The organism is Pseudokineococcus basanitobsidens (assembly GCF_037482545.1).
Lineage (GTDB): Bacteria > Actinomycetota > Actinomycetes > Actinomycetales > Quadrisphaeraceae > Pseudokineococcus > Pseudokineococcus basanitobsidens.
In genome coordinates, this window is record NZ_JBBIAA010000004.1 from 193,841 (window position 1) to 219,580 (window position 25,740).

A 25,740-nucleotide genomic window follows, 5' to 3' on the forward strand; every position below is an offset into this window, starting at 1 on the left:
GCGTTCGCACGCTACCGGGCGCGCCCGACCTGCCGCGAACACGCGCAGGTCGGGCGGTCCGGGCGGTCAGCGGGGCGGCCGGTCAGCGGGGCGGGCGGTCAGCGGGGCGGGCGGTCAGCGGGGCGGCCGGGGGCCCAGTCGCTCGGCGGCCGCGGCCACCCGCTCATCGGTCGCGGTGAGGGCGACACGGACGTGCCGGCTCCCGGCCGCGCCGTAGAAGGTCCCCGGCGCGACGAGCACACCGCGCTCCGCCAGCCGGTCCACCGTCGTCGCCGCCGGCTCGTCGAAGGTCGTCCACAGGTAGAGACCCGCGTCGGAGGCGTCCACCCGGCCCCCGGCCGCCTCGAGCGCCGGTCGGAGCACGTCGCGACGGGCGCGGTAGCGCTCCTTCTGCGCGGCGACGTGCCCGTCGTCCCCGAGCGCTACCCGCATGACCTCCTGCACCGGCCGGGGGACGATGACCCCCGCGTGCTTGCGGACCGCGACCAGCGAGCGCACCAGCGCCGGGCAGCCGGCGACGAGCGCCGCCCGGTACCCCGCGAGGTTCGACTGCTTGGACAGCGAGTAGACCGACAGCACCCCGGCGGGGTCGCCGCCCGTCACGCGGGGGTCGAGGACGCTCGGCACCGCGAGGTCCTCCCCGTCGCCGCCGGCCCAGCCGAGCTCGGCGTAGCACTCGTCGCTCGCGACGACCACGCCGTGCGTGCGGGCCCACGCGACGACGCGGGCGAGGTGCGCCACGTCGTCCACGGCGCCGGTGGGGTTGGACGGCGTGTTGAGCCACACCAGGCGGACGCGGCCGGTGCCTCCGCCCGGCAGCGCCACCTCGGGCGAGACGAGCGCGGCGACGTCGTCGAGCGGCAGCGGCGTCGCGCCGGCGAGCCGTGCCCCGACGTCGTAGGTGGGGTAGGCCACCTCGGGGTGCACGACCACGTCGCCGGGGCCGAGGCCCAGCAGCGTCGGCAGCCACGCGACGAGCTCCTTGGACCCGGGGGTCGGCATGACGCCGTCGGGGTCGAGGCCCGGGACGCCGCGCCGCCGGGCGTACCAGGCGCTGACGGCCTCCCGCAGGGCCGGGGTCCCCCACACCTGGGGGTAGCCCGGCGAGTCCGAGGCGGCGGCGAGCGCCTCCCGCAGCAGGTCGGGCGTCGGGTCCACGGGCGTGCCCACGGAGAGGTCGACGATCCCGCCCGGGTGCGCCCGTGCCCGCGCGCCCGCGCCGGCGAGCGCGTCCCAGGGGAAGTCCGGCAGCGCGAGGCGCTGCGCACCCCCTCCGGCGCCGCTCGGGGCGACCTGCGGGACGGCGCTCAGCTGTCCTGCTCCTGCGGCGGGAGCGCCGTGACGACGGGGTGGTCCTTGTGGATGACACCCATCTTGGCGGCGCCGCCGGGCGAGCCGAGGTCGTCGAAGAACTCGACGTTCGCGGCGGTGAAGGCGCTCCACTGCTCGGGGACGTCGTCCTCGTAGTAGATGGCCTCGACGGGGCAGACCGGCTCGCAGGCGCCGCAGTCCACGCACTCGTCGGGGTGGATGTAGAGCGCGCGGTCGCCCTCGTAGATGCAGTCGACCGGGCACTCCTCGATGCAGGCCTTGTCCTTGAGGTCGACGCAGGGCTGGGCGATGACGTACGTCACGGGACGTGCCTCCTTCTCGGACGAGGTCGCCGGCGCGCACGGGGCGCGGCAGGCGGCGAGCAGTGCCGCAATCTACCGGTCGTCGCGGGACGTCCGCGCTGCGGCCGCCCGCGCGCGAGCCGCCGTGGGACCGTGCCGCGGTGCTGCCCGAGGACCCGCCCGACCCGGTCGTCCCGCCCACCGCTGCCGTACCGGTCCCGGCCGCCCCGGCCGCCCCGGTGCGCGTGGACCTCCCGCCCGCCGGGTCGGGCCGCCGGGTGGTCGTCCGTCACCGCCTCCCGGACGGCTCGGCGACCGACCTGCTGGGCATGCTCGAGGACGACGGCTCCGCCGCCGACGACGGCGCGCCCGGGGCGGAGGGCGTGGTCCTGGTCCGCCGGGACGACGGCGGGCTCGTCCAGGTGCGGCGCGCCGACGTCCTGGCCGCCCGTCCGGTCCCCCCGCGCACCCGTCGCCCGACCGGACGGGGGCGGGCGGACGGCGGCGCCCCCGGCGGGCGCGGCGGGCCGCCGGTCGTCGGCGTGCTCGACCTGGAGGCGGTGCTCGCCCTGGCGTGGCGCCCGGTCGACCTGGCCCGCTCGGGCCGGTGGCTCCTGCGCTCGGCCGAGGACCGCACGCGGCGCGCGAGCTCGGTGCTCGTGCTCGGCTCCCCCGACGGCGACCTCGCCGGCGCCGTCGAGGGCGCCGCGGCCTGGGCCCGGCGGCACGGGTCGACGCCGCGCTTCCAGCTGCCGTGCCCCACCGGCACGCCGGTCGGGGCCGCCGCCCGTGCCGACGCCGCGGGCCTCGCCGTCGCGGCCGACCTCGACCAGCTGCTCGCCGCCCGCGGCTGGCCGGTCGTCAGCCCCACGACCGTGATGGTGGGGTGGACGACGGACCTGAGGGGCGGCGGGCCCGGCCCCGCGCGTCCGGGGACAGGTCCGCAGACGCGTGCGGGGACGTCGCCGGGGGCGCCCCGCGTCGCCGTCGACGACGCCCCGTCGACGGGCTGGCGCGCCGTCGTCCGCCCCGGTGCGGCGCGGGACCCGGTCGTCGACGCCCTGCTCGTCTCCGCCCCGCAGCAGGCCTTCGCCACGGCGGTGCCCCCGGGCGCCGGCGGTCCCGCCGCCGCGGGACGGGTCGCGCTCTGCGACGGCTGGGCGGTCGTCACGGACCTCGCCGTCGAGCCCGCCGCCCGACGGCGCGGGCTGGCGCGCGCCGTGCTCGCGGCGCTGGCCGGCTGGGCGCTCGGGCGCGGCGCCGACCGCGTCGCGCTGCAGGTCGCCGACGGCAACGACGCCGCCCGCGCCCTGTACGACTCCCTCGGCCTCGTCGAGCACCACCGCTACGCCTACCGGGAGCACCCCTGACGGCCGCGGTCGCCGCGGGACCGGCGCCCGGGGGCCGTCTGCCCCAGGGGGCCGTCAGACGCAGGTGATCCCGGGCACCGGGTCGTAGGTGACGACGTCGCGGTCGTCGTGGACGACGCTGCCCCCGCGCCGCACGGTGCGCGTGACGGTCACGGTGAAGCCCTCGCTCGCGCTCGAGGGGATGCAGTCGTCGGAGCTCAGCTCGCGGCTCTCGGGCTGGGTGATGTCCCGACGGGCGCTCGTCGAGGTGTCGACGTCGCTGCTGTCGGTCCCCCAGAAGCGCACGGTCACGTCGCCGGACGCGCTGCTCCCGGCCGACATCTGCACCAGGACACCGGTGCCCGTGTCGTTGCGGAAGCGCATGTCGATGGAGTCGAAGTCGAGCGTCGCCTCGCGGCCCTCGGGGTAGCGGGAGATGTAGAACGAGTGCGGCTGGTGGGTGAGGATCTCCAGCCCGGCGAAGAAGGCACCGTTGTAGACCGTCGTGGAGATCTGGGAGACGCCGCCGCCGTAGCTCTCGACGTACCGCCCGCCGCTGATGATGGTCGCCTCCGCGTACCCGGCCGCGGCCGTGCGGCGGCCGAGGACGTCGTTGAGGTCGAAGACCTCCCCGGGCGCCACCAGCGTGCCGTCCACCGACCGCGCCGCGGCCTGGACGTTCTGCAGCCGTCCGGCGTTGCTGCCCCGCAGCGGCGTCGAGAACTCCGAGATCACCTCCGTGACGCCGAGCGCCCGGGCGTCGGCCGTCGTGCGGTCGGGCGCGACCTCGGCGGACGGCACCTCGGCGACCCGGGCGGCGTCCCCCGGCGGCCGCGCCAGCGCCGCCAGCGCCGCCGGGCCGAGGGCGTCGGCGTCCACGCTGCGCCCGACCACGGCGGGGACGACGACGGGCCGGCCGCCGGACAGCTCGACCGTGGCGTCCCGCGGTGCGGCGTCGAGCTCGGGCGAGTCCTCGAGCAGCGCCTCGCGCAGCGCCCCGGCGTCCACCGTCGGCACGAGCGTGCCGGCGGCGTCCCCCTCCCCCGGCGGCGCCGACAGGGTGGGCGCGACCGCGGCGACGGCGAGCTCGGTGCTCGCCGAGCCCACCCGCACCGGCAGCGGTCCCGCCGTCGCCGGCGCGGCGAAGGAGGCGACGACGTCGTCGACGGCCGCCTGCCCGACGACCGGGGCAGGCGCGTCGGCGGCCAGAGCGACGGGCTCGGCCCCGGGCGCGAGCACCTCCGGCCAGGCGTCCTCGAGCGCCGCGGCGGCGTCCTCGCGCTGCAGCGTCGTGCCCGCCCGCGCGTCGACGACGTCGTAGCCCTCGGCGTCGAAGGTCACCGCGCCCTCGACCGGCTCCGCGTCCACGCGCCCCGCGAGCTCCGTCACGGCCGCGGCGAGGGCGTCCTCGTCGACGTCGGCCGCCGGGGCGACCTCCTCGCCCTCCCCGGAGACCTGCGCCCACAGGAGGCGCGGGTCGAGGGAGAAGCCGACCAGGCCGTCCACGGTCGCCGCCGGGTCCAGCGTCAGGCCCGCGTCGGCAGGCACCACCTCGGCGTCGCGCCCGGCGACGTCGACGGCCACGGGCTCCTCGGCCCGCGGCAGCAGCTCGGTGCGCAGCCGCTCGAGCGCGGCGTCCCGGTAGAGGCCGCCGACGGCCACGCCCTGCACGGTCGTCCCGGACGCGACGCGGTCGGCCGTGACCGCCGCGGCGGTGCCGTAGCCGGCCACGACGAGGACGGCGGCGCCCCCGACCACCCAGGGCCACCGGCGCCGCCGGCGGACCGGTGCCCCGCCGGAGGCCGGTGCCCCACCGGCGGAGGGGGGGCCGTCCGGGCGCTCGGGCGTGCGGGCGTCGTCGGTCGAGGGCACCCGGCGATGCTACGAGAGGACGCCGACGGGGCGGCCCTGCTCAGAGCTCGGCGTAGGCGCCGCGGTGGTGCACGAGAGGACGCACGTGCTCGGGGGCGAGGGTGACGTCGAGCACCCGCCCGACGAGGACGACGTGCGTGCCGGCCGGGTGCTCCGCCTCGGTGGCGCACTCGAGCGTCGCGACGGAGTCCTCCAGCAACGCGGCGCCCGTCCGCGGCCCACGCCGGTGGGGGACCCGCGCGAGCTGGTCGACGACCGGCCGCCCCGGGGTCGCGAGCCACGTCGCCGCGGGCCGGGCCGCCGCGGCGAGGACGGACAGCCCCCACGTCCGCGTCTCCTCGACGGCGTCGTAGAAGCGGGCGTCGGCGTGCACGCACACGAGCACGAGCACCGGGTCCAGCGACACGGACGCGAAGCTGCTCACCGTGATGGCGTGGTCGTGCCGCCCCTGCCGGGTGCTGACGACGCAGACGCCGGAGGCGAAGCGCCCGGCGGCGCGGCGGTAGTCGTCGACGTCCACCGGCGGGCCGTCCGCAGGCCCGCCGCCCGGGGTCAGGCCAGCCCCGCGAAGAGGTCCGTCGCGGGGTCGCCCCCGGGCGCGCGGACCGGCTCCCCGCGCAGCAGGCGGTACGACTCGACGCCGGAGACCGGCTGGTGCAGGCCGTTCGTCATCGCCATCGAGGACTGCCCCAGCTCGACCTGGCTGGCGTGCGCACGCAGCGCGGCGACCTTCGCGGGCGTCTCGGCGCCCGCGTCGAGGACGACGTCGACGTCCTCCGGTGCCACGGCCAGGCTCGGCAGCGGCCCGTCCGGGTCGAGCGTGGCGAGCCCCGACGCGCGGAGCTCGCGCAGCCCCGCGCGCAGCTGCTCGGCGTCCGCCACGTGCCCGAGGACGCGGGCGACCGACCACGGCGCCGCGCCCGAGGGCTCCGCGGCGAGCTCGACGGCCCGCAGGGTCGCCTCGTGCGCCCGCACGTGATCCGGGTGCCCGTAGCCGCCGCCCGGCTCGTAGGTGACGACCACCTGGGGGCGGACCTCGCGGAGCACCCGGGCCAGGTGCTCGGCGACCTCGTCGAGCGGCGCCAGCGACAGCGCGCCCTCCGGGGCGTCCGGCGCAGCCACGGCCCGGGCGCTCGTCCCCGGCCCGCCCACGCCCTCGTCGCCGGAGGTCGACCACGCCATGCCGGAGTCGCGGTACTCGACGCCGGCGTCGGCGCCGAGGAACCGGCGGTCGTCCAGGCCCAGCGCCTCGGCCGCGGCCCCGAGCTCGCCGACGCGCAGCTCGGCGAGAGCGCCCTCGTCCCCCTCGACCTCGGGGTGCTCGGCGAGGACCTCCGCGCGCACCTCGCCGCGCTCCCCGCGCGTGCACGTGACGAGGGTGACGGCGGTGCCGGGCGCCGCGGCGTAGTGGGCGATCGTCGCGCCGGTGGCGATGCTCTCGTCGTCCGGGTGGGCGTGGACCAGCAGCAGCCGGTGCGGGGTGTCGAGGGAGTCCATGGCCGCGGCCTCGCCGGGGTCGAGCTCGCGCTCGGCCGCGTCGTCGAGCGCGTCCGCGGCCTCCTGCAGGACGTCCTGCGCCACGTCGGAGGCGACGGCCTGCTCCGCGCCGTCCGCGCCGGGGGTGGTGCCGGGCTCGACGGGGTCGGGCTGGGCCGGGTGCTCGGGCGTCGTCGTCATCCCGACCATCCTGCCCCCGCACCGCGGCGGCGACGACCCGCGCGCCCCCGGCGGGCCCGCCCGACCCCGGGGCCCCCGACGGAGCCCCGGCGGGCGCCCCGGCCGACGCCGCGGCAGGGTGGACGCATGGACTACCGCTTCCTCGGCAACTCAGGCTTCAAGATCTCCGAGATCACCTACGGCAACTGGCTCACGCACGGCTCGCAGGTGGAGGACGACGCCGCCACGGCGTGCGTGCGCGCCGCCCTCGACGCCGGCATCACGACCTTCGACACCGCCGACGTCTACGCCAACACGCGCGCCGAGACCGTCCTCGGCACGGCGCTGAAGGGCGAGCGCCGCGAGTCGCTGGAGATCTTCACCAAGGTCTTCGGCCCGACCGGGCCGAAGGGGCCCAACGACACCGGCCTGTCGCGCAAGCACATCACCGAGTCCGTCGAGGGCTCGCTGCGCCGCCTGCAGACCGACCACATCGACCTCTACCAGGCCCACCGCTTCGACCACTTCACCCCGCTCGAGGAGACGATGCAGGCCTTCGCCGACGTCGTCCGCGCCGGCAAGGCCCTGTACATCGGGGTCAGCGAGTGGACCGCCGACCAGCTCCGCGCCGGCTCCGAGCTCGCGCGCCAGCTCGGGTTCCAGCTGATCTCCAACCAGCCGCAGTACTCGGCGCTGTGGCGCGTCATCGAGGGCGAGGTCGTCCCGACCTCGCGCGAGCTGGGCATCTCCCAGGTGGTGTGGTCGCCCATCGCCCAGGGCGTCCTCACCGGCAAGTACGTCCCGGGTCAGCAGGCTCCCGAGGGCTCGCGCGCCACGGACGACAAGGGGGGCAAGGACATGATCGCCCGCTGGATGTCCGACGACGTCCTCGGGCGCGTGCAGGACCTCAAGCCGGTGGCCTCGGACCTCGGGCTGTCGATGGCCCAGCTCGCCGTCGCCTGGGTGCTGCAGAACGACAACGTCGCCACCGCGATCATCGGCGCCTCGAAGCCGGAGCAGGTGCACGACAACGCCGCGGCCGCCGGCGTGACGATCCCGGCGGACGCGATGGCGACGATCGACGAGGCCCTCGGCGACGCCGTGGTCTCGGACCCGGCCCGCACGCACGACAGCTCGCCGAAGCAGCGCGAGGCCTGACCAGCACGACGAGGGGCCCACCAGCGGCTGCTGGTGGGCCCCTCGTGCGTCCGGCGCCGGGCGCCGGTCACCGACCCGCGGGCACCGAAGGCCCGGCGCGGTCTCAGCGCTTGGCGGCCCGGGCGGTCTTGCTGCGGGCGTTCGCGTCGAGCACGACCTTGCGGATGCGCACCGCCGTGGCCGTGACCTCGACGCACTCGTCCTCGCGGCAGAACTCCAGGCTCTGCTCGAGGGACAGGCGCCGGGCCGGTACGAGGCGCTCCAGCTCGTCCGCGTTGGAGCGGACGTTGGTCATCTTCTTCTCCTTGGTGATGTTCACGTCCATGTCGTCGGCGCGGCTGTTCTCGCCGATGACCATGCCCTCGTAGACCTCGGTCGTCGGGTCGACGAAGAGCGTCCCGCGCTCCTGCAGGGACGTCATCGCGTAGGTCGTGGCCGCACCGGCGCGGTCGGAGACCATGGAGCCGGACGGACGGGTGCGCAGCTCGCCGACCCACGGCTCGTACTTCTCGAACACCTGGTGCGCGATGCCGGTGCCCCGGGTCTCGGTGAGGAACTCGGTGCGGAAGCCGATGAGGCCGCGGCTGGGGACGAGGAACTCCATCCGGACCCAGCCGGTGCCGTGGTTGCTCATCTGCTCCATCCGGCCCTTGCGGACGGCGAGCAGCTGGGTGATGGCGCCGAGGTACTCCTCGGGGGCGTCGACGGTGAGGCGCTCGACGGGCTCGTGCAGCTTCCCGTCGACCTCCCGGGTGACCACCTGCGGCTTGCCGACCGTGAGCTCGAAGTTCTCGCGCCGCATCTGCTCGACGAGGATGGCGAGCGCCAGCTCGCCGCGGCCCTGGACCTCCCAGGCGTCGGGGCGCTCGGTCGGCAGGACGCGCATGGAGACGTTGCCGACGAGCTCGCGGTCGAGGCGGTCCTTGACGAGGCGGGCGGTCACCTTGGCGCCCTTGGCGCCGCGGCCGGCGAGCGGCGAGGTGTTCGTGCCGATCGTCATGGAGATCGCGGGCTCGTCGACGGTGATGAGCGGCAGCGGCTGCGGGTCCTCGGCGTCGGCGAGGGTCTCGCCAATGGTGATCTCCGGGATGCCGGCGACGGCGATGATGTCGCCCGGGCCGGCCTCCTCGGCGGGCACGCGGGTGAGGGCCTCCGTCATGAGCAGCTCGGTGATCTTCACGCGCTGCTGGGTGCCGTCGGCGCGGCACCACGTGACCTGCTGGTTCTTGCGGATCGTGCCCTGCCGCACGCGGCACAGGGCGATCCGGCCGAGGAACGGGGACGCGTCGAGGTTCGTCACGTGCGCCTGCAGCGGCGCGTCGGCGACGTAGGACGGCGCCGGCACCTGCTCCATGATCGTGCGGAAGAGCGGCTCGAGGTTCTCCGAGTCGGGCATCTGCCCGTCGACGGGGCGCTCCAGCGAGGCGCGGCCGGCGCGGGCCGAGGCGTAGACGACGGGGAAGTCCAGGAGGTCCTCGGCGCCGGGGATGTCGGAGGCCAGGTCCAGGAAGAGGTCGTAGGTCTCCCCGACGACCTCCTCGATCCGCGCGTCCGGGCGGTCGACCTTGTTGACGACGAGGATCACCGGCAGCCGCGCGGCGAGCGCCTTGCGCAGGACGAAGCGCGTCTGCGGCAGCGGGCCCTCGGAGGCGTCGACGAGCAGGGCGATGGCGTCGACCATCGACAGGCCGCGCTCCACCTCGCCGCCGAAGTCGGCGTGGCCGGGGGTGTCGATGATGTTGATCGTCACGCCGTCCTCGGGCCGCACGCCCTCGGGCACCGAGGGGCCGCGGTAGTGCACCCCGGTGTTCTTGGCGAGGATCGTGATGCCCTTCTCGCGCTCGAGGTCGCCGGAGTCCATGACACGCTCGGCGAGGCCCTCAGCGGTCTGGTGCTCCGTGAAGGCGCCCGCCTGCCGGAGCATGGCGTCGACGAGCGTCGTCTTGCCGTGGTCGACGTGCGCGACGATCGCGAGGTTGCGGATGTCGGCGCGCGTCGCGGTGGCGACGGCCGTCTGGGCGGGTGCGGGCATGGGTGTGCGCTCGTCTCGTAAGGAGGTCGGGGTTCGCCCGAGTCTAGGCGCCGGAGACGGCCCGCCCTCCCGACCCACGGCCGCGCGCACAGCGGCATGGCGTCGGGCCCCTCTCCCGGCGTCCGTGCCGCCGCGGTCGGCGCCTGCGGCGCGCTGCCCAGCGACCACGGCGGGCAGGATGGTGCGAGGACCCGCGCCGGAGCGGGCACCCGCCGAGTCGAGGGAGACCGACGTGAGCGTGCAGAGGATCGAGACCGTGGCCGTGGTCGGCACCGGCTACATGGGCGGCGGGATCGCCCAGTCGCTGGCGCTGGCCGGGCTGCACGTGCAGCTCGCCGACGCGGACGCCGAGACGACCGCGCGCAACCACGAGCGGCTGCTGCGCGAGGGCGCCGTCTTCGAGGGCGCCGGCCTCTTCCCGCGGGGCGCGGCGGACCTCCTCGCCGAGCGGCTGCACCCGTGCGGCTCGCTCGAGGAGGCCGTCGCGGACGTGGACCTCGTCGAGGAGGCCGTCCCGGAGGTCCCCGCGCTCAAGCTCGACGTGCTGCGCCAGGTGGACGCCGCGGCGAGGGCGGACGCGGTCATCGGCACCAACACCTCGACCATTCCCGTGAAGGTCCTGTCGGCGGCGGTCGAGGACAAGAGCCGCTTCCTCACCGTCCACTTCTCCAACCCGGCCCCGTTCATCCCCGGGGTCGAGCTCGTGAGCGGGGAGCACACCGACCCGGCCGTCGTCGAGGTCGTCGAGGAGCTGCTCGCCCGCATGGGCCGGCGCAGCGCCCAGGTGGCCGACGTCCCCGGCTTCGTCCTGAACCGGCTGCAGTTCGTGCTCCTCAAGGAGGCCATGGCCGTCGTCGAGGAGGGGGTCGCCACCCCGCAGGACGTCGACACCGTCGTCAGCACCACCTTCGGCTTCCGCCTGCCCTTCTTCGGCCCCTTCGCCATCGCCGACATGGCCGGGCTCGACACGTACGTGCGCGGCTACGGCGTCCTCGAGGAAGGCTTCGGCGAGCGGCTGTCCGCGCCCCGCCTGCTCACGGACGTGGTGGACGCCGGCCGCCACGGCACCAAGAACGGCGGCGGCTTCTACGACCTGGGGCCGGAGCAGCTGGAGGAGCTCGTCGCCTACCGCGACCGCGCCTACCACCGCATGCGGCAGCTGCTCGACGAGCTGGGGCCCTCGCCCCTCGCGCGGGCGGGCATGGCCCGGCTGCCCCAGCGCGACGACGCCCCGCCGCGCCCGGACGGGACGACCCCGGAGGAGCCGCAGGCCCAGGCCGGGCCGCTCACCCCGTAGGTCCGGGCCCGCCCGTCGCCCCGGCCCGCCCGTCGCCCCAGCCCGCACGCCGGGCCACCTCGGCGACGGGCGGGACGTCGCCGGGGAGCCACGCGAGCTCGCGCCAGCGCGCCCCCGGGACGACCCGCAGCCGGTCGTGGTCCTCCAGCGGCCGGGGCGTGCCGGAGACCACCGTGGCGGTCCACACCCGCAGGCGCAGCCGTCCGCGCAGCGGCCAGTCACCGTCCGCCGTCGGGGAGCGCACCCGTCCCCCGAGGGCGACGCGGACGCCGAGCTCCTCGACGAGCTCGCGGTGCAGCGCCACCTCGGGCTGCTCGCCCGGCTCGACCTTGCCCCCGGGGAGCTCCCAGCCACCGGCGAGGTCCGGCGGCGCCGACCGGCGGGCCGCCAGGAGCGTCGCGGGCGCCGCGAGGTCGTCCACGAGGGCCGCGGCCACGACGAGCACACGCGCCGCCGGGCCGTCCCCCCGCGCCCCCCGGACGCGCGAGGCCCCCTCGGCGGTGTCGCCGAGGGGGCCTGCTGCGCGGCGGGGCGGTGCTGCTACTTCGCCGCCTCTCGGCGACGCCGCCGCAGCACCACCGGCCCGCGGCTCCGGCCGCCGTCCGGCACGGGATCGACCGCACCGCCCGCGCCGACCTCGGCCGCGTGGACGCCGTTCCCGGTGCCGTGGCCGTTGCCGTTGCCGTTGCCGTTGCCGTTGGCCGGCGCGTAGTCGTCGAGGCGGTACTCCTCGAGCTGGCCGAACACGTGCTCGGAGGCCTCGCTCGCGAGCTCGCGGCGCTCGACGGCTCGCATGAGCCTGCGCCGCTCCTCGATCTCGCCCTTGAACGCCTTGGCGAGCGACAGCATGATCCCGATCATCACGAAGCTGAACGGCAGAGCGGTGATGATCGCCGCCGTCTGCAGCGCCGACAGGGTGCCCGCTCCCGCCGAGAGGAGCGCGATGGCGACGGCGCCCTCGAGGAGCGCCCACATGATGCGGCTCCAGATCGGCGGGTTCGGGTCGCCGCCGCTGGTGAGCATGTCGACGACGAGGGAGCCGGAGTCCGAGGACGTCACGAAGAACAGCGTGATGAGGATGATCCCCGCCACGGCCCAGATCGCCCCGCCGGGGATGCCCGACAGGAGCGTGAAGAGCGTCGTCTCGGTGTCCACGGTGCCGTCGGCGCCGACGTAGCCGCCGCCGCCGAAGACCTCCTGGTAGAGCGCGGTGCCGCCGAGGACGGAGAACCACAGGAAGGTGACGACCGTCGGGACGAGCAGGACGCCCGCGACGAACTCGCGCACCGTGCGCCCCTTGGAGATGCGGGCGATGAAGACGCCGACGAAGGGCGCCCAGGACATCCACCAGCCCCAGTAGTACGTGGTCCAGGCGGCCTGCCAGGCCTGCCCGGCCTCGCCCTGGTAGGCGGAGACGTCGAACGTGAGCTGGAGCACGTTCTGGAGGTAGAGACCGAGCGACTGCACGAAGTCACGGAGCAGGAACAGCGTCGGACCGGCGAGCAGCACGGCGACGAGGACCACTCCGGCGAGCACCATGTTCGCGTTCGAGAGGATCTTGATGCCCTTGGCGAGCCCCGTGACCACGGAGACCGTGGCGATGCCGGTGATGACGCAGATGAGGATGATCTGCAGCGTCGCGGTGTCCGACGCCCAGCCGAGGAAGTCGAAGCCCGCGCCGATCTGGGCGACCCCGAGGCCGAGCGAGGTCGCCACGCCGAAGAGCGTGCCGACGACGGCGATGACGTCGATCGTGTGCCCGAGACCCCCCCGGACGCGGTCGCCCAGCAGGGGCTCGAGGGCCCAGCGGATGGAGACGGGGCGTCCCTTGCGGTGCACGGCGTAGGCGATGCCCAGGCCGGCGACGACGTAGATCGCCCACGCGTGGATACCCCAGTGGATGTACGACTGGGTGATCGCCTGCTGGGCGAGGCTCTCCGGCGAGCCGGTGACGCTCGGTCGCGGCGAGGCGAAGTGGTTGAGCGGCTCGGCGACGCCCCAGAAGACGAGACCGATGCCCATGCCGGTCGCGAACAGCATCGCGAACCAGACGGGCAGCTTGAACTCGGGCGTGTCGTCGTCCTTGCCCAGCTTGATGGAGCCGAAGCGGCCGACGCCGACCCAGATCGAGAAGCCGATGAACGCGGCGATGAGGAGGGTGTAGTACCACCCGATGCCGCCGACGATGCTGCCCTGGACGGCCGCGAAGACCTCCGTGGCGGTGTCGGTGAAGACGAGCGTCAGGACGACGAAGGTGAGGATGATCGCGAGCGCGGGGAAGAAGACCCACGGCGCGATGCCGGCCCGGTTGGCCCCGGCGTCCTCGGGTGTCGGCGCGTCGGCGGTCGGGTCACCGCCCTGCGGCGGCCTGGTGGTCGTGCTCATGCGCGTGCTCCTCCTGGGGGGCGCCGCCCGGCGCCACCTCTGGTCGGTGTGCAGGCGCCGGGCGGCGGTGCGCGGCGCAGTCCAGCCACCCTGGGTAGCACCGCAGGGGCGGAGGTGGCGAACCCGAGCCCGCCCCGAGAGGCGGATGTCACCGGATCGTGACCCCGGTNTGCGCGGCGCAGTCCAGCCACCCTGGGTAGCACCGCAGGGGCGGAGGTGGCGAACCCGAGCCCGCCCCGAGAGGCGGATGTCACCGGATCGTGACCCCGGTCGAGGAACCCGTCGGGGTCGACACCGGTCAGGGCCGACCAGCCACCAGGGCCGACCAGCCATCAGGGCCGACCAGCCATCAGGGCCGACCACGCCGGGTGACGTGCCTCAGGCCGGGACGTCCGGCGACGGGTTCGTCTCCGTCGGCACGACCTGGTGGTCCTCGGCGAAGTGGCACGCCGACGGGTGCCCCTGGCCCCGGTCGCGCAGCTCCGGGTCCTCCTGCGCGCAGACGTCCTGCGCCTTCCAGCAGCGCGTGCGGAAGCGGCAACCGGAGGGCGGGTTCGCCGGGCTCGGCACGTCCCCGGTGAGGATGATCCGGTCGCCCTTGCCGCGCAGCGCCGGCTCGTGCACCGGCACGGAGGACAGCAGCGCCTGCGTGTACGGGTGCGAGGGGTGGCCGTAGACGTCCGCGTCCGTCCCGGTCTCCACGATGCGGCCCAGGTACATGACGTTGACCCGGTGCGAGATGTGCCGGACCACCGACAGGTCGTGCGCGATGAAGAGGTAGGACAGGCCGAGGTCCTTCTGCAGGTCCTCGAGCAGGTTCATGACCTGCGCCTGCACCGACACGTCGAGGGCCGAGACCGGCTCGTCGCAGACGATGAGCTCGGGGCTCATCGCCAGGGCCCGGGCGATGCCGATGCGCTGACGCTGCCCGCCGGAGAACTGGTGCGGGTACCGGTTGGCGTAGTCGGCGTTGAGCCCCACGCGGTCGAGCAGGTCGCGGATGCGCCGGTCACGGCCCTTCTTCGGTGCGACGTCGGCGTGCACCGACCAGCCCTCGGCCACGATGTCCCCCGCGGTCATCCGCGGGTTCAGCGACGAGTACGGGTCCTGGAAGATCATCTGGACCTCGCGCCGGTAGTCCTTCAGCGCGCTCCCCCTCATCTGGGAGACGTCCTCGCCCTTGTAGACGATCTGGCCGGCGGTCGGACGCTCGAGCGCGACGAGCAGCTTGGACACGGTGCTCTTGCCGCAGCCGGACTCGCCGACGAGGCCGACGGTCTCGCCCCGGTCCACGGTGAGGTCCACGCCGTCGACCGCCCGCACGTGACCGATGGTCTTCTTGAAGACGATTCCCTGCTGCAGCGGGAAGTGCTTCTCGAGCCCGCGGATCTGCAGCAGCGGCTCGCCGCTCGCCTCCCACGCCCGGCGGGCCTCGCTGGTGCGGCGCTCCGGCCGGGTCTGGACGTCAGCCATGGAGCAGCTCCTCGCTGTAGTGGCACTCCGCGCGCCGGCCGGGGGCGACCTCGCGGAGCACCGGCCCGTCGGTCGCGCAGTCGCGGCCGTCGGTGGCCCGCCGCGCCATCGGGCACCGCGGGTGGAAGGAGCACCCGCGCGGGATGTTCGACAGCGTGGGCGGCGCACCGACGATCGGGTTGAGCCGGTTCCCCTTGTCCTCCAGGAGGGGGATGGAAGACATGAGGCCACGTGTGTACGGGTGCGCCGGCGCGGTGAAGACGTCGTCGATCGTCCCCGTCTCCACGACCCGCCCCGCGTACATGACGGCGACCCGGTCGGCCACCTCGTTGACGACCCCCAGGTCGTGCGTGATGAGGATCAGCCCCATCCCGGTCTCCCGCTGCAGCTCCTGCAGCAGGTCCATGACCTGGGCCTGGACCGTCACGTCCAGCGCCGTCGTCGGCTCGTCGGCGATGAGCACCTTGGGGTCCAGCGCCAGCGCCATCGCGATCATGACGCGCTGGCGCATGCCGCCGGAGAACTGGTGCGGGTAGTCGTCGACGCGCTGGCGGGCGGCGGGGATGCCGACGCGGTCCATGAGCTCGACCGCGCGCTCGCGGCCCTCCTTCTTGGACGCACCACGGTGGGCGCGGAACATCTCGCCGATCTGGTACCCGACGCTGTAGACGGGGTTGAGGGCGGAGAGGGCGTCCTGGAAGATCATCGAGACGCCCGGCCCGCGGATCTTGCGCTGGTCCTCGGCGGCCATGGTGAGCATGTCGCGGCCCTCGAAGCGGATCGCCCCGGTGATGTGGGCCGGCGGCACGTCGAGGATCCCCATGATCGCCTGGGCGGAGACCGACTTGCCGCACCCCGACTCGCCGAGGATCGCCATCGTCTCGCCCGGGGAGATGGAGTAGCTGACGCCGCGCACGGCGGTGACCACGGGCCCGCGGGAGCGGAACTCGACGTGGAGGTCCTCCACCTCGAGCACGGGTCCGCCGCCCGCGGGCGCGGCCGTGCGGGTGTCCGGGGCGGGGGCCGGTGAGGAACCGGGGGGCGGGTTCATGAGCGCTGCCTCGGGTCGAGGGCGTCGCGCAGGGCGTCACCCATCATGACGAACGCCATGACCGTCAGGGACAGCACGACGCTCGGGATCAGGACGAGGTGGGGGGCGGTGCGGAGCAGGTTCTGGCCGTCGCTGATCTGCAGGCCCCACGAGTAGTTCGGGCGCTGGAGCCCGACGCCGAGGTACGTCAGCGCCGCCTCGGCCGCGATGAGCGCACCGACCGTGATCGTGGCGTAGACGATGACCGGCGCCACGGCGTTCGGGAGGATGTGGCGCACGAGGATCCGCAGCGGTCCGGCCCCGAGGGCCCGCGCCGCGGCGACGTAGTCCGAGCTCTTGATCGCGATGACCTGCGAGCGCACGAGCCGCATCGCCGTCATCCAGCCGAAGAACACGAGCGCGATCGCGATGGCGCCCGGGCCGCGCTCGGAGATGACCGGCACCGGCTCGCCGAAGATGCGGGCCTCCGGCCCGACGCGCAGCAGGATGAGCGCACCGAGGATGAGGGGCAGGGCGTAGAAGATGTCGGTGATCCGCGCCAGCAGCGAGTCCACCCACCCGCCGAAGTAGCCGGCGAGCGCCCCCACGACCACGCCGACGACGAGCAGCCCGATGACGCCGGTGAAGCCGATCTGGAGGCTGTTCCGCGCGCCGTAGACGACCTGCGCCAGGTAGTCGCACCCGAGCTGGTCGTAGCCGAACCAGTGCGCGCCGGACGGCGGCTGCGCCGAGTTCGAGAGGCTGCAGGCGCGGGGGTCGGCGCCGCGGGCGAAGAGCGACGGGAAGATCGCCATCAGCAGGAAGAAGACCGCCAGCACGCCGCCGATCCAGAAGAAGGGCTTGCGCCGCAGCTCGCGCCAGGCGTCGCCCCAGAGCGACGTCTGCTTCTCGTCGGCCTCGTCGACGTCCGGCGCGGCGAGCGCCGTCGCCCCGACCTCCACCTCCTCCTCGCGCTGGTGGGGGTCACGCCCCTCGTCGGAGCGGTGCCGCTGGCTCGTCGTCGGCTCACTCATAGCGGATCCTCGGGTCCAGGACGGCGTAGAGGACGTCCACGACCAGGTTGAAGAAGATGAAGAAGAAGACGAGCAGGGTGATGATCCCCACGATCACCGCCCCCTCCTGCCGGGTCACCGAGTCGAACACGGCCCGCCCGAGCCCGGGGATGTTGAAGACCGACTCGGTGATGATCGCGCCGCCGAGCAGCGAGCCGATGTCCGCCCCGATGAACGTCACGACCGGGATGAGGCTGTTGCGCAGCGTGTGCCGGACGACCACCGTCCGGCGGTCCAGCCCCTTCGCCCGCGCGGTCCGCACGTAGTCCGCGCGGAGGCTGTCGGCGAGGCTCGTCCTGGTCAGGCGGGCGACGTAGGCCAGGGAGATGGCCGCCAGGATGAAGCCCGGCAGCAGGTAGCTGTAGAGGCCCTCGCCGATGCCCGCGACGGGGACCACCTGGAGGCGGACGCCGAGGACGTACTGGCTGACGAAGCCGAGCACGAGCACGGGGATCGAGACGAGCAGCGTCGTCGTCACCAGGACGAGGTTGTCGAAGAAGGAGCCCCGCCGCAGGCCCGCGAGGACACCGGCCGCGATGCCGATGACGATCTCGAAGACGATGGCCACGCCGGTCAGCGTGGCGGTGACGGGCAGGCGCTCGGTGATCGTCTGCAGGACCGGGCGACCGCTGAAGTCGGTGCCGAAGTCCCCCTGCAGCAGCCCCGCCACGTACTTGCCGTACTGCACGAGGAGCGGGTCGTCGAGGTTGTACTCGGCGCGCAGGGCCGCCTGGACCGACGCCGGGAGCGGCCGGTCCCCGGCGAGCGCGCGGATCGGGTCACCCGGGAGGGCGTAGACCATGGCGAAGATCAGGAACGAGGCCCCGATGAGCACGGGGATCGTCAGGAGCAGTCGGCGCGCGACGTAGCGGCCCACAGGTCCTCCTCGGGTCGGGCGACGGCGGTGACGTCGACGCTGGAGCTGTCCCGACCACGTCGCACGGGGCGCCGGTGCCGGGTGCTGCACGCACCAGGGGTGCGGGTCCCGGGGGACCCGCACCCCTGGCGTGCGGAGCGGTTGAGGCTACCTCGCGTCAGCCGTTGACCGTGACGGCCGCCGCGTCGACCCGGGTGAAGGGGTCGACGTAGACGTTGCTGATGTGGTCCGACCAGACGCTCTGCTCGAGGCCGTACAGCACCGGGATGGCGGGCATGTCCTGGAGGAGGACGTCGTCCGCCTGCTGGTAGAAGTCGACGGCCTCCTCGTCGGTGGGCGCCGAGTTGCCCTGCTGCAGCAGCGAGTCGAACTCCTCGTTGCTGTAGAAGGTGTTGTTGGAGCCGGCCGGCGGCTGGGCGCCGGTGGAGAACAGCGACTCCAGGTAGTTCTGCATGGACGGGTAGTCCATCACCCAGCCGGAGCGGAAGGGCCCGGTGAAGCCCTTGTCGTCGCCGAGCGGCAGGTACTGCGAGAAGTCGAGGTCGCCCTTGAGCGTGTAGTCGACGCCGAGGTTCTCGCGCAGCTGGTTGCCGATGGCCTGGATCCAGGCGTCGTGGCCCGCACCCGAGTTGAACCACAGCTCGACCGGCTGGCTGCGGTCGAAGTCGGTCTCCGACAGCAGCGCGTCGGCGGCCTCCGGGTCGAAGGTGCAGTACTCGCAGGCGCCCTCGCGGTAGCCGTTGACGACCGGCGAGACGAAGTCGTCCGCGGGGGTGCGCGCGCCCTGGAAGATGGCGTCGGCGATGGCCTGGCGGTCGATCGCCATGGACAGCGCCTGGCGCACCTTCGGGTCGGCGTACCGGTCGTCGTACAGGGGGAAGCCGAGGTACTGGAAGCTCGACGACGGGGACTCGAGGTAGCGGTCGCCGAAGGTGTCCTGCGCGGAGGCGATCGCGTCCGGCGGGATGGGCGTCACCAGGTCGAGGTTGCCGCCCTGGACGTCGTTGTAGGCCGTGTTGACGTCGGTGTAGATCTTGTAGCTCACCCCGCCCGACTGCGCCGCGTCGTCGCCCGCGTAGTCGTCGTACCGGACCAGGTCGATGCCCTGGCCGTCGGACAGCGGCGCCTCCGCCATGAAGGGCCCGTTGCCGATGGGCGTCTCCCGGGCCATGCCCTCGGGGTCGTCGAGGAACGCCTGCGACATCGGGTAGAAGGCGGTGTAGCCCAGCGTGAGCGGGTACTGCGTGAACGGCTCGCTCAGCGCGACCGTGAAGGTCTGGTCGTCCACGACCTCCAGGCCGGACAGCTCCGTGGCGGCCGGCTCGGCGACGACGTTGCCGTCGTCGTCCACCTCGCCCTGGAGGTCGTCGTAGCCCTGGATGTTGCCGAAGAAGTACGCGTTCTGCTGGGCGTTCGTGGACAGCGCCGTGTAGTTCCACGCGTCGACGAAGCTGCTCGCGGTGACCGGCGTCCCGTCGTGGAACGTCCAGCCGTCCTTGAGCGTGATCGTCCAGTTCTGCTGGTCGTCGGACTCGATCGACTCGGCGACGCCGGAGTACTCCACGGAGGTGTCCTCGCGGGAGTAGCCGACGAGGCCCGTCCACAGCGAGTCGACGACCTGGCCGCCCTCGGTCTCGGACGTGTTGCCCGGCACCAGCGGGTTCTCCGGCTGGCCGATGTACATGCTCCAGGTGCCGTCGGGGTCGGCGGCGGCACCGCCGCTGCCACCGCTGCCCGAGCCGTCGCCGTCCGAGCCGCCGCAGGCGGTCAGGGCGAAGACGCCGGCCATCGCGACGGCCATGGCGCGCGTGGTCCGCGTGGGGACGCGCATGTGGTTCCTCCTCGTGGGGTGGGGTGTGGCCTCGGGCGCGCACAGCACCCCGGCTGCGAGGACGATAAGCACCCCGCTGCATACCTGAGGAGCACCGGCGGGTGCTCCGGCACGGTTGAGACCACACTGAGACCGGACCGTGACCTTGCACCCGGTCACCTGGAGGTCGCCTGTGGGACGTCCCCTCGTCACCCGCAGCGACGGCCGCGGCCCTCGACGTGGGGGCGGACGCGTCGACGCCGGGCCGCCCGACGTCAGACGGCCAGGGCGCTGACGACGAGGGCCCCGCCGTCGGCGTCCACCGCGCCGCGGCGGTCCGCCCACCGGTCGTGGCGGGCCACCAGCCGCTCGAGCAGGGCACGGCCACGCGCGGGCCCGAGCCGACGGACGGCGCCGGCGTGGGCCGGGGACTGCTCGCCGAGGAAGCGCCGCAGCTCGGCCGCGGAGCCGAACCGCCAGGGCAGCGGGACGCGGGCGACGCGGACGTCGGCGAAGCCGGCGGCCGTCAGCAGCCGCTCCCCCGCCTCCTCGCCCCACACGAACGAGTCCCGACGTCCGTCGTCCGGCGCGCCGAGCGCCGCGGCGACCTCACGGCTGAGGTCGGCCACGAGCCCGTCCCGCCGCCAGGCCGCGAGGGCCAGGACCCCGCCGGGGGCGAGGACGCGCCGCGCCTCGGCGGCCGCGGCGCCCGGGTCCTGCGCGAACACCAGTCCGAAGGACGACACGACGACCTGCTGCGACGCGTCGGGCACCGGGGCGGCGGCGAGGTCGGCACGCCGCCACGCCACGTCGAGCCCCTCCGCACGCGTGCGGTCGGCGCCGCGCTCGACCATCTCCGGCACGAGGTCGGTGGCGAGCACGGACCAGCCGTCCCGGGCCAGGGCCGCGGCCGCGTTGCCGGTGCCGGCGGCGACGTCGAGCGCGCGCCGTCCGCGGCCGGCGCCGAGCCGGCGGCGCACCTCGGCGGCCAGCGCGTCCGCCCCCGGCTGCAGCCGGGCGGCCACAGGCTCGTAGTCACCGGCCGCCCACACGGCCCGCGCCGCGGCGGCATCCCCCTCCGCCGGCTCCTCGCGCCCCACGACCGACCCCCCGGGCCCGTCCGCCGGCACCCCGGGTCAGACGTTGAAGCGGAACTCGACGACGTCGCCGTCGGCCATCACGTACTCCTTGCCCTCGACGCGCACACGGCCGCGGGCCTTCGCCTCGGCGTGCGAGCCGGCGTCGACCAGGTCGGCGTAGGAGACGACCTCGGCCTTGATGAAGCCGCGCTGGAAGTCCGTGTGGATGACGCCCGCGGCCTGCGGCGCCGTGGCGCCGCGGCGGATCGTCCAGGCACGGCTCTCCTTGGGACCCGTCGTCAGGTAGGTCTGCAGCCCCAGCGTCTCGAAGCCGGCGCGCGCCAGCTGGTCGAGGCCGGACTCGCTCTGGCCGGTCGAGGCCAGCAGCTCGGCGGCGTCCTCCGGGTCCAGCTCGACGAGCTCGGCCTCGACGGCGGCGTCCAGGAAGACGCTCGACGCGGGTGCGACGAGCTCCTCGAGCTCGGCGCGCCGCGCGGTGTCGGCGAGCCCCGCCTCGTCGGTGTTGAAGACGTAGACGAAGGGCTTGGTCGTCAGCAGCGTCAGGTCGCGCAGCAGCCCGACGTCGACGCCGGCGTCCTGCGCGCCGGAGGACAGCGCGGTCCCGCGCTCGAGGACGGCGACGGCGCCCTGCGCGGCGGCGAGCACGGCCGGGTCGGTCTTCCTGCCCTTGACCTCCTTCTCCAGGCGCGGGACGGCGCGCTCCAGCGTCTGGAGGTCGGCGAGGACGAGCTCGGTGGCGACCGTCTCGATGTCCGAGGCCGGGTCGACCCGGCCGTCCACGTGGACGACGTCGGGGTCGGCGAAGACGCGGACGACCTGGCAGATCGCGTCGGCCTCGCGGATGTTCGCGAGGAACTTGTTGCCCAGCCCCTCGCCCTCGGAGGCGCCCTTGACGATGCCGGCGATGTCGACGAAGGAGACGGTGGCCGGGACGACCTTCTCGCTGCTCGAGATGCCGGCGAGCACGTCGAGCCGCGGGTCCGGCAGCGCGACGACGCCGACGTTCGGCTCGATCGTCGCGAACGGGTAGTTCGCGGCGAGCGCGTCGTTCTGGGTCAGGGCGTTGAAGAGGGTCGACTTGCCGACGTTGGGCAGTCCGACGATGCCGAGGGTGAGCGCCACGGGAACAGGAGCCTACGGGGCGACGGGTCCGGGCCCGTCCGGCCGGCGGTGCACCTGGACGCTGTACGCCGCGCCCGGCGGCCCGCCGTCCCAGGAGCCCCAGGCGGCCACCGGCAGCAGGCCGGCCGCGGCGCACCAGCGACCCAGGTCCCCCGGCGCGACGTGCCGGTCCGCGGCGAAGCCGGCGACGAGCAGCCCGCCCGGGGCGAGGAGCCCGGCGAGGCGCGCGACGACGTCCTCCTCGGTGCCCGGCGTGAGGTAGACGACCACGTTGCCGGCGAGGACGACGGCGTCCAGGCCGCCCCGGCCCGAGTCGTCACCGCCCGGGACGAGCTCGTCCACGGGGCGGGTCAGCAGGTCGCCGAGGACCCACCGGACGGCGCCGTCCGGGTCGGCCACCCACGCCCGGTCGAGCCTCGACGCGTCGAGGCTCGACCGGGCGTGGGTGGCCGACCCGGACGGCGCCGTCCGGGTCGGCCGCCCGCGCCTGGTCGAGCATCGACGCGTCGAGGTCGGCGCCGACGACACGGTGCCCCCGCCGGGCGAGCTCGAGCGCGACCCGCCCGGTGCCGCAGCCCGCGTCCAGGACGCGGGCGGCGCGGGGCAGCAGCGCGTCCAGGCACCGCGCCTCGCCGTGGACGTCCTCGCCCGCGGCCGCCAGCGCGGCGAAGCGTGCCGCGTAGTCGGGGCCGCTCGTGCCGCCCGTCTCGGCGACCCAGCGGTTGCGGGGGCGCTCCGGCGCCCGGCCGTCGATGTCGCCGTCGCCGTCGTCCCGTCCCGCCACGCGGTGATGCTGCCAGCCGCTGTCGGTGGTGGCTGCCACGGTGACCCCGTGACGACGACGACCGGGCTCCTCGTGGCGGTGGTGCTGCTCGCGCTGGTCGTGGCGGTGCTCGCCGGTCACCGCGCCGGCGTGCGCGAGGGTCGCCGCCGGGGCGCCGACGACGGCCACCGCGACGGGGCGGCGGACCTGGCGCGGGTCGTGGCGGAGCGGGACGCCGCCCTGGAGCGGGCCCGGGCCGCGGAGGGGGCCCGCGTGGCGGCCCAGCAGGACGAGCACGACCTCGCCCTCGGTCTGGCCCCGCTGACGAGCAGCCTCGCGCGGGTCGAGCGCACGGTCGGGGCGCTGGAGGCCGAGCGGGCGGCGCAGGTCGGCCGCCTCGAGGCACAGCTGGAGGCGGTCCAGCGCTCCGAGGAGGCGCTGCGGGCGGAGACCACGGCCCTCGCGGGTGCGCTGCGGAGCCCCAGCGCGCGCGGCGCCTGGGGCGAGGTGCAGCTCCGCCGCGTGCTCGAGCACGCGGGGATGCTGGACCGCGTCGACGTCGACCGGCAGGTCACCGCGCCCGGTCCGGACGGCGGGCGTGTCCGTCCCGACGCCGTCGTCCGGCTGCCGGGCGGCAAGAGCGTCGTCGTGGACGCGAAGGCGCCGCTCGCCGCCTTCCTGGAGGCCGCGCAGGCGGCCAGGCCGGGCGAGGACCCCGGGGCCGCCGACCGGCGGCGGGCCGCTGCGGCCGACCGGCACGCCAAAGCGCTGCGAGGCCACGTCGAGGCCCTGGCGGCCAAGCGCTACTGGGAGGCCTTCGCCCCCTCCCCCGAGCTCGTCGTGTGCTTCGTGCCCGGCGAGTCCTTCCTCGCCGCCGCCTGCGAGGCCGACCCCGCGCTCCTGGAGCACGCCATGACCCGGGGGGTCGTCCTGGCGACGCCGACGACGCTGCTCGCGCTGCTGCGCACCGTCGCCGCGACGTGGCAGCAGGACGCCCTGGCCGGCAGCGCCCACGCGCTGCTCGAGACCGGCCGCGAGCTGCACCGCCGGCTGGGGACCCTCGGGGCGGGGGCCAGCGCGCTGGGGCGTTCGCTGCACCGAGCCGTCGAGGACTACAACGGGCTGGTCGGCACGCTCGAGCGCCGCGTCCTCGTCTCGGCGCGACGGATGACGGATCTCGGCGTCGTCGAGGGCGACCTCCCGCCGGTCGAGCCGCTCGTCGACGCCCCGCGACCCGTGACGGCCCCCGAGCTGCTCGCACGGACGGGACGGGACGGCGCTCGGTATCCGGAGTCCGACGACGGGGCCGACGGACCCCACGAGGCCGATGCGGCCCGGGAGCGGCGCCGGGCGGGCTGAGTTCACGCCGGTCGACGCGAGCGCACGTCGGGCCCGGCTCAGGCCGGCGCACCGACCTGCGTGCCCTCGACGGCGCGGGGCGACCTCAGGCGCGCATCGCCGAGGAGGTCTTGAGGTCCGCCCGCAGCTCGCGCGGCAGGGAGAAGAGGAGGTCCTCGGAGGCGGTGCGGACCTCCTCGACGTCCCCGAAGCCCCGCTCCGCGAGCCAGGTGAGCAGACCCCGGACGAGGATCTCCGGCACGGAGGCGCCCGACGTCACGCCGACGGTCCGCACCCCGTCGAGCCAGGCCTCGTCCGCCTCACCGGCGTGGTCCACGCGGTACGCGGCAGCGGCGCCGTGCTGCAGGCCCACCTCGACGAGACGGACGGAGTTGGAGGAGTTGGCCGACCCGACCACGAGCAGCAGGTCGCAGCTGGGGGCGATCTTCTTCACGGCCACCTGGCGGTTCTGCGTGGCGTAGCAGATGTCGTCGCTCGGCGGGTCCTGCAGCGTCGGGAAGCGCTCGCGCAGGCGCTCGACCGTCTGCATCGTCTCGTCGACCGAGAGCGTCGTCTGGCTGAGCCAGACGACCTTCTCCGGGTCACGGACGGTCACGGAGTCCACCGACTCGGGTCCGTCGACCAGCTGCACGTGCCGCGGCGCCTCGCCTGCGGTGCCCTCGACCTCCTCGTGCCCGTCGTGCCCGACGAGGAGGATGTCGTAGTCGTCCTTCGCGAAGCGGACGGCCTCCTTGTGCACCTTCGTGACGAGGGGGCACGTGGCGTCGATGGTCTTCAGCTGCCGCTGGGCCGCGGCCTCGTGCACCGCCGGCGACACGCCGTGGGCCGAGAAGATGACGGTGGCCCCCTCCGGCACCTCGTCGGTCTCGTCGACGAACACGGCGCCACGCGAAGAAAGAGTGGCCACGACGTGCTTGTTGTGGACGATCTCCTTGCGCACGTAGACGGGCTCGCCGTAGTGCTCGAGCGCCTTCTCCACCGCGATCACCGCGCGGTCGACGCCCGCGCAGTAGCCGCGCGGCGCGGCGAGCAGCACCCGTCCACCACCCGACTGCTCACCCGCGGCCGGGGCGGCGACGGCCGGCGCGGAGGAGGCCCCGTGCCGGGCGATGCTCTCCTCGGCGCCCCGGTCCCCTGCTGACGTGGGGCTCGGGTCCTCACCCGTCGGCGAGTCACCGCCGTCGAGGACGGACGGGCCGTCGGCCGTGCTCCTCGCGGCGGTCTCGTCGGCGGGCACGTCGGCGGGGCGGTCGTCGGAGGTCACCTCGTCAGCGTACGCAGCGGCCTCGCGGACGAGCCCGCCCACGAGGTCCGGGGCTTCCGACGCTTCTGCACGAAGGCGTCGCACACGCAGCCGGGTCTGCTGCCTCCACCGCGGTCTCGCTGGCGCTCGGCGCGCCCGCGGACGCGCACGCAGGGCTCGGCGTCCCGACGAGGAGCCCCGCTTCTCCGGCACCCGGAACGTGCACGCGGTCGTGCCTTCGAACGAACCGCTGCTCCTGCACCGCGACTCGTCGTCCGGTGCAGCGGGCCCCACTCGACCCCACGAGCCGGCGACGACCGCCGTGCGCACCCGGCACGTCGTCCCTGTGCTCGCGCGACCCACGACCTGGTCGCCACGCCGAGGCCTCCTCAGAACGGTGGTGGTCGGTCGTCGCGCCAGGGGTCGGGGGGCTGGTGCTGCTCGTGGTCGTCCGGATCCGGCCGCTGCTCGTGCACGTGGGGTCGGTGCGGGGTGTCGGGCTGCGTCTCGTGGCGTGCGGTGGTCTGG

Annotated in this window: 22 protein-coding genes; 4 read left to right on the forward strand and 18 right to left on the reverse strand. The window is 74.9% G+C overall.

Annotation, left to right across the window (positions count from 1 at the left end):
- Positions 1 to 114: 114 nt before the first annotated feature.
- Positions 115 to 1,311 (reverse strand): succinyldiaminopimelate transaminase, encoded by a 1,197-nt coding sequence (gene dapC / locus WDZ17_RS06525; protein WP_339574356.1) that lies wholly within the window; start codon positions 1,309 to 1,311, stop codon positions 115 to 117.
- Positions 1,308 to 1,634, reverse strand: coding sequence for a ferredoxin (gene fdxA / locus WDZ17_RS06530; protein ID WP_339574329.1), 327 nt, complete (start codon positions 1,632 to 1,634; stop codon positions 1,308 to 1,310). The genes dapC and fdxA overlap by 4 nt, the downstream gene beginning before the upstream one ends.
- A 140-nt stretch (positions 1,635 to 1,774) precedes the next feature.
- On the opposite strand from fdxA, the gene WDZ17_RS06535 reads away from it, so the two are divergent.
- On the forward strand, positions 1,775 to 2,983 hold the full coding sequence (locus WDZ17_RS06535; protein WP_339574330.1) for a GNAT family N-acetyltransferase: 1,209 nt from the start codon (positions 1,775 to 1,777) through the stop codon (positions 2,981 to 2,983).
- 54 nt (positions 2,984 to 3,037) lie between these two features.
- Here WDZ17_RS06535 and WDZ17_RS06540 read toward each other — a convergent pair whose 3' ends face one another.
- From WDZ17_RS06540 to mshB, 3 genes are read right to left on the reverse strand one after another with little or no spacing between them, the layout of a single operon-like run.
- Positions 3,038 to 4,834: a VanW family protein gene (locus WDZ17_RS06540; RefSeq protein ID WP_339574331.1), complete on the reverse strand. Its 1,797-nt coding sequence runs from the start codon at positions 4,832 to 4,834 to the stop codon at positions 3,038 to 3,040.
- 40 nt (positions 4,835 to 4,874) lie between these two features.
- Entirely contained in the window at positions 4,875 to 5,354 is a 480-nt protein-coding gene (locus WDZ17_RS06545; RefSeq protein ID WP_339574332.1) for a flavin reductase family protein, read from the reverse strand.
- A 32-nt stretch (positions 5,355 to 5,386) separates the two neighbouring features.
- Entirely contained in the window at positions 5,387 to 6,511 is a 1,125-nt protein-coding gene (gene mshB, locus WDZ17_RS06550) for an N-acetyl-1-D-myo-inositol-2-amino-2-deoxy-alpha-D-glucopyranoside deacetylase (RefSeq protein WP_339574333.1), read from the reverse strand.
- 126 nt (positions 6,512 to 6,637) lie between these two features.
- Here mshB and WDZ17_RS06555 point away from each other — a divergent pair, with 126 nt between their 5' ends.
- A complete protein-coding gene (locus WDZ17_RS06555; protein WP_339574334.1) occupies positions 6,638 to 7,648 on the forward strand; it encodes an aldo/keto reductase family protein in 1,011 nt (336 codons plus the stop codon).
- A gap of 103 nt (positions 7,649 to 7,751) precedes the next feature.
- Here WDZ17_RS06555 and typA read toward each other — a convergent pair whose 3' ends face one another.
- Entirely contained in the window at positions 7,752 to 9,680 is a 1,929-nt protein-coding gene (gene typA / locus WDZ17_RS06560) for a translational GTPase TypA (protein WP_339574335.1), read from the reverse strand.
- Positions 9,681 to 9,918: 238 nt separating this feature from the next.
- Between typA and WDZ17_RS06565 the strand changes: the two genes are divergently transcribed.
- Positions 9,919 to 10,977, forward strand: coding sequence for a 3-hydroxyacyl-CoA dehydrogenase family protein (locus WDZ17_RS06565; protein ID WP_422631862.1), 1,059 nt, complete (start codon positions 9,919 to 9,921; stop codon positions 10,975 to 10,977).
- Here WDZ17_RS06565 and WDZ17_RS06570 read toward each other — a convergent pair.
- The 11 genes from WDZ17_RS06570 to WDZ17_RS06620 form a co-directional block, all read right to left on the reverse strand.
- A complete protein-coding gene (locus WDZ17_RS06570) occupies positions 10,967 to 11,422 on the reverse strand; it encodes an NUDIX domain-containing protein (protein ID WP_422631854.1) in 456 nt (151 codons plus the stop codon). The genes WDZ17_RS06565 and WDZ17_RS06570 overlap by 11 nt on opposite strands.
- Positions 11,423 to 11,517: 95 nt before the next feature.
- A complete protein-coding gene (locus WDZ17_RS06575; protein WP_339574338.1) occupies positions 11,518 to 13,362 on the reverse strand; it encodes a BCCT family transporter in 1,845 nt (614 codons plus the stop codon).
- 378 nt (positions 13,363 to 13,740) lie between these two features.
- The gene (locus tag WDZ17_RS06580) at positions 13,741 to 14,835 is read right to left on the reverse strand and encodes an ABC transporter ATP-binding protein (protein WP_339574339.1); all 1,095 of its coding nucleotides are present in this window, start codon (positions 14,833 to 14,835) and stop codon (positions 13,741 to 13,743) included.
- Positions 14,828 to 15,886, reverse strand: coding sequence for an ABC transporter ATP-binding protein (locus WDZ17_RS06585; RefSeq protein ID WP_339574340.1), 1,059 nt, complete (start codon positions 15,884 to 15,886; stop codon positions 14,828 to 14,830). The genes WDZ17_RS06580 and WDZ17_RS06585 overlap by 8 nt, the downstream gene beginning before the upstream one ends.
- Positions 15,883 to 16,899, reverse strand: a complete 1,017-nt coding sequence (locus WDZ17_RS06590) for an ABC transporter permease (RefSeq protein ID WP_339574341.1) — start codon at positions 16,897 to 16,899, stop codon at positions 15,883 to 15,885. Before WDZ17_RS06590 ends, WDZ17_RS06585 begins: the two co-directional genes overlap by 4 nt.
- Positions 16,892 to 17,815, reverse strand: a complete 924-nt coding sequence (locus tag WDZ17_RS06595) for an ABC transporter permease (protein WP_339574342.1) — start codon at positions 17,813 to 17,815, stop codon at positions 16,892 to 16,894. Before WDZ17_RS06595 ends, WDZ17_RS06590 begins: the two co-directional genes overlap by 8 nt.
- Positions 17,816 to 17,972: 157 nt before the next feature.
- On the reverse strand, positions 17,973 to 19,646 hold the full coding sequence (locus WDZ17_RS06600) for a peptide ABC transporter substrate-binding protein (protein WP_339574343.1): 1,674 nt from the start codon (positions 19,644 to 19,646) through the stop codon (positions 17,973 to 17,975).
- A gap of 254 nt (positions 19,647 to 19,900) precedes the next feature.
- Positions 19,901 to 20,725, reverse strand: coding sequence for a class I SAM-dependent methyltransferase (locus tag WDZ17_RS06605; RefSeq protein WP_339574344.1), 825 nt, complete (start codon positions 20,723 to 20,725; stop codon positions 19,901 to 19,903).
- Positions 20,726 to 20,761: 36 nt separating this feature from the next.
- Positions 20,762 to 21,847, reverse strand: coding sequence for a redox-regulated ATPase YchF (gene ychF, locus WDZ17_RS06610; RefSeq protein WP_339574345.1), 1,086 nt, complete (start codon positions 21,845 to 21,847; stop codon positions 20,762 to 20,764).
- Positions 21,848 to 21,859: 12 nt separating this feature from the next.
- Positions 21,860 to 22,189, reverse strand: coding sequence for a class I SAM-dependent methyltransferase (locus tag WDZ17_RS06615; RefSeq protein ID WP_339574346.1), 330 nt, complete (start codon positions 22,187 to 22,189; stop codon positions 21,860 to 21,862).
- Positions 22,164 to 22,631: a class I SAM-dependent methyltransferase gene (locus WDZ17_RS06620; RefSeq protein WP_339574347.1), complete on the reverse strand. Its 468-nt coding sequence runs from the start codon at positions 22,629 to 22,631 to the stop codon at positions 22,164 to 22,166. Before WDZ17_RS06620 ends, WDZ17_RS06615 begins: the two co-directional genes overlap by 26 nt.
- A gap of 48 nt (positions 22,632 to 22,679) precedes the next feature.
- Here WDZ17_RS06620 and WDZ17_RS06625 point away from each other — a divergent pair, with 48 nt between their 5' ends.
- Positions 22,680 to 23,969 (forward strand): DNA recombination protein RmuC, encoded by a 1,290-nt coding sequence (locus WDZ17_RS06625; protein WP_339574348.1) that lies wholly within the window; start codon positions 22,680 to 22,682, stop codon positions 23,967 to 23,969.
- Between the two features lie 85 nt (positions 23,970 to 24,054).
- Here the strand turns inward: WDZ17_RS06625 and WDZ17_RS06630 are convergent, their stop codons facing one another.
- Positions 24,055 to 25,080 (reverse strand): 4-hydroxy-3-methylbut-2-enyl diphosphate reductase, encoded by a 1,026-nt coding sequence (locus tag WDZ17_RS06630; RefSeq protein ID WP_422631863.1) that lies wholly within the window; start codon positions 25,078 to 25,080, stop codon positions 24,055 to 24,057.
- Positions 25,081 to 25,740: the final 660 nt, after the last annotated feature.

Excerpts from the sequence above, each read along its gene's own strand:
- mshB (WP_339574333.1), bottom strand. The coding sequence starts at position 6,511 with ATGACGACGACGCCCGAGCACCCGGCCCAGCCCGACCCCGTCGAGCCC.
- WDZ17_RS06590 (WP_339574341.1), bottom strand. The coding sequence starts at position 16,899 with ATGAGTGAGCCGACGACGAGCCAGCGGCACCGCTCCGACGAGGGGCGT.
- WDZ17_RS06575 (WP_339574338.1), bottom strand. The coding sequence starts at position 13,362 with ATGAGCACGACCACCAGGCCGCCGCAGGGCGGTGACCCGACCGCCGAC.
- WDZ17_RS06555 (WP_339574334.1), top strand. The coding sequence starts at position 6,638 with ATGGACTACCGCTTCCTCGGCAACTCAGGCTTCAAGATCTCCGAGATC.
- typA (WP_339574335.1), bottom strand. The coding sequence starts at position 9,680 with ATGCCCGCACCCGCCCAGACGGCCGTCGCCACCGCGACGCGCGCCGAC.
- WDZ17_RS06600 (WP_339574343.1), bottom strand. The coding sequence starts at position 19,646 with ATGCGCGTCCCCACGCGGACCACGCGCGCCATGGCCGTCGCGATGGCC.
- WDZ17_RS06580 (WP_339574339.1), bottom strand. The coding sequence starts at position 14,835 with ATGGCTGACGTCCAGACCCGGCCGGAGCGCCGCACCAGCGAGGCCCGC.
- WDZ17_RS06585 (WP_339574340.1), bottom strand. The coding sequence starts at position 15,886 with ATGAACCCGCCCCCCGGTTCCTCACCGGCCCCCGCCCCGGACACCCGC.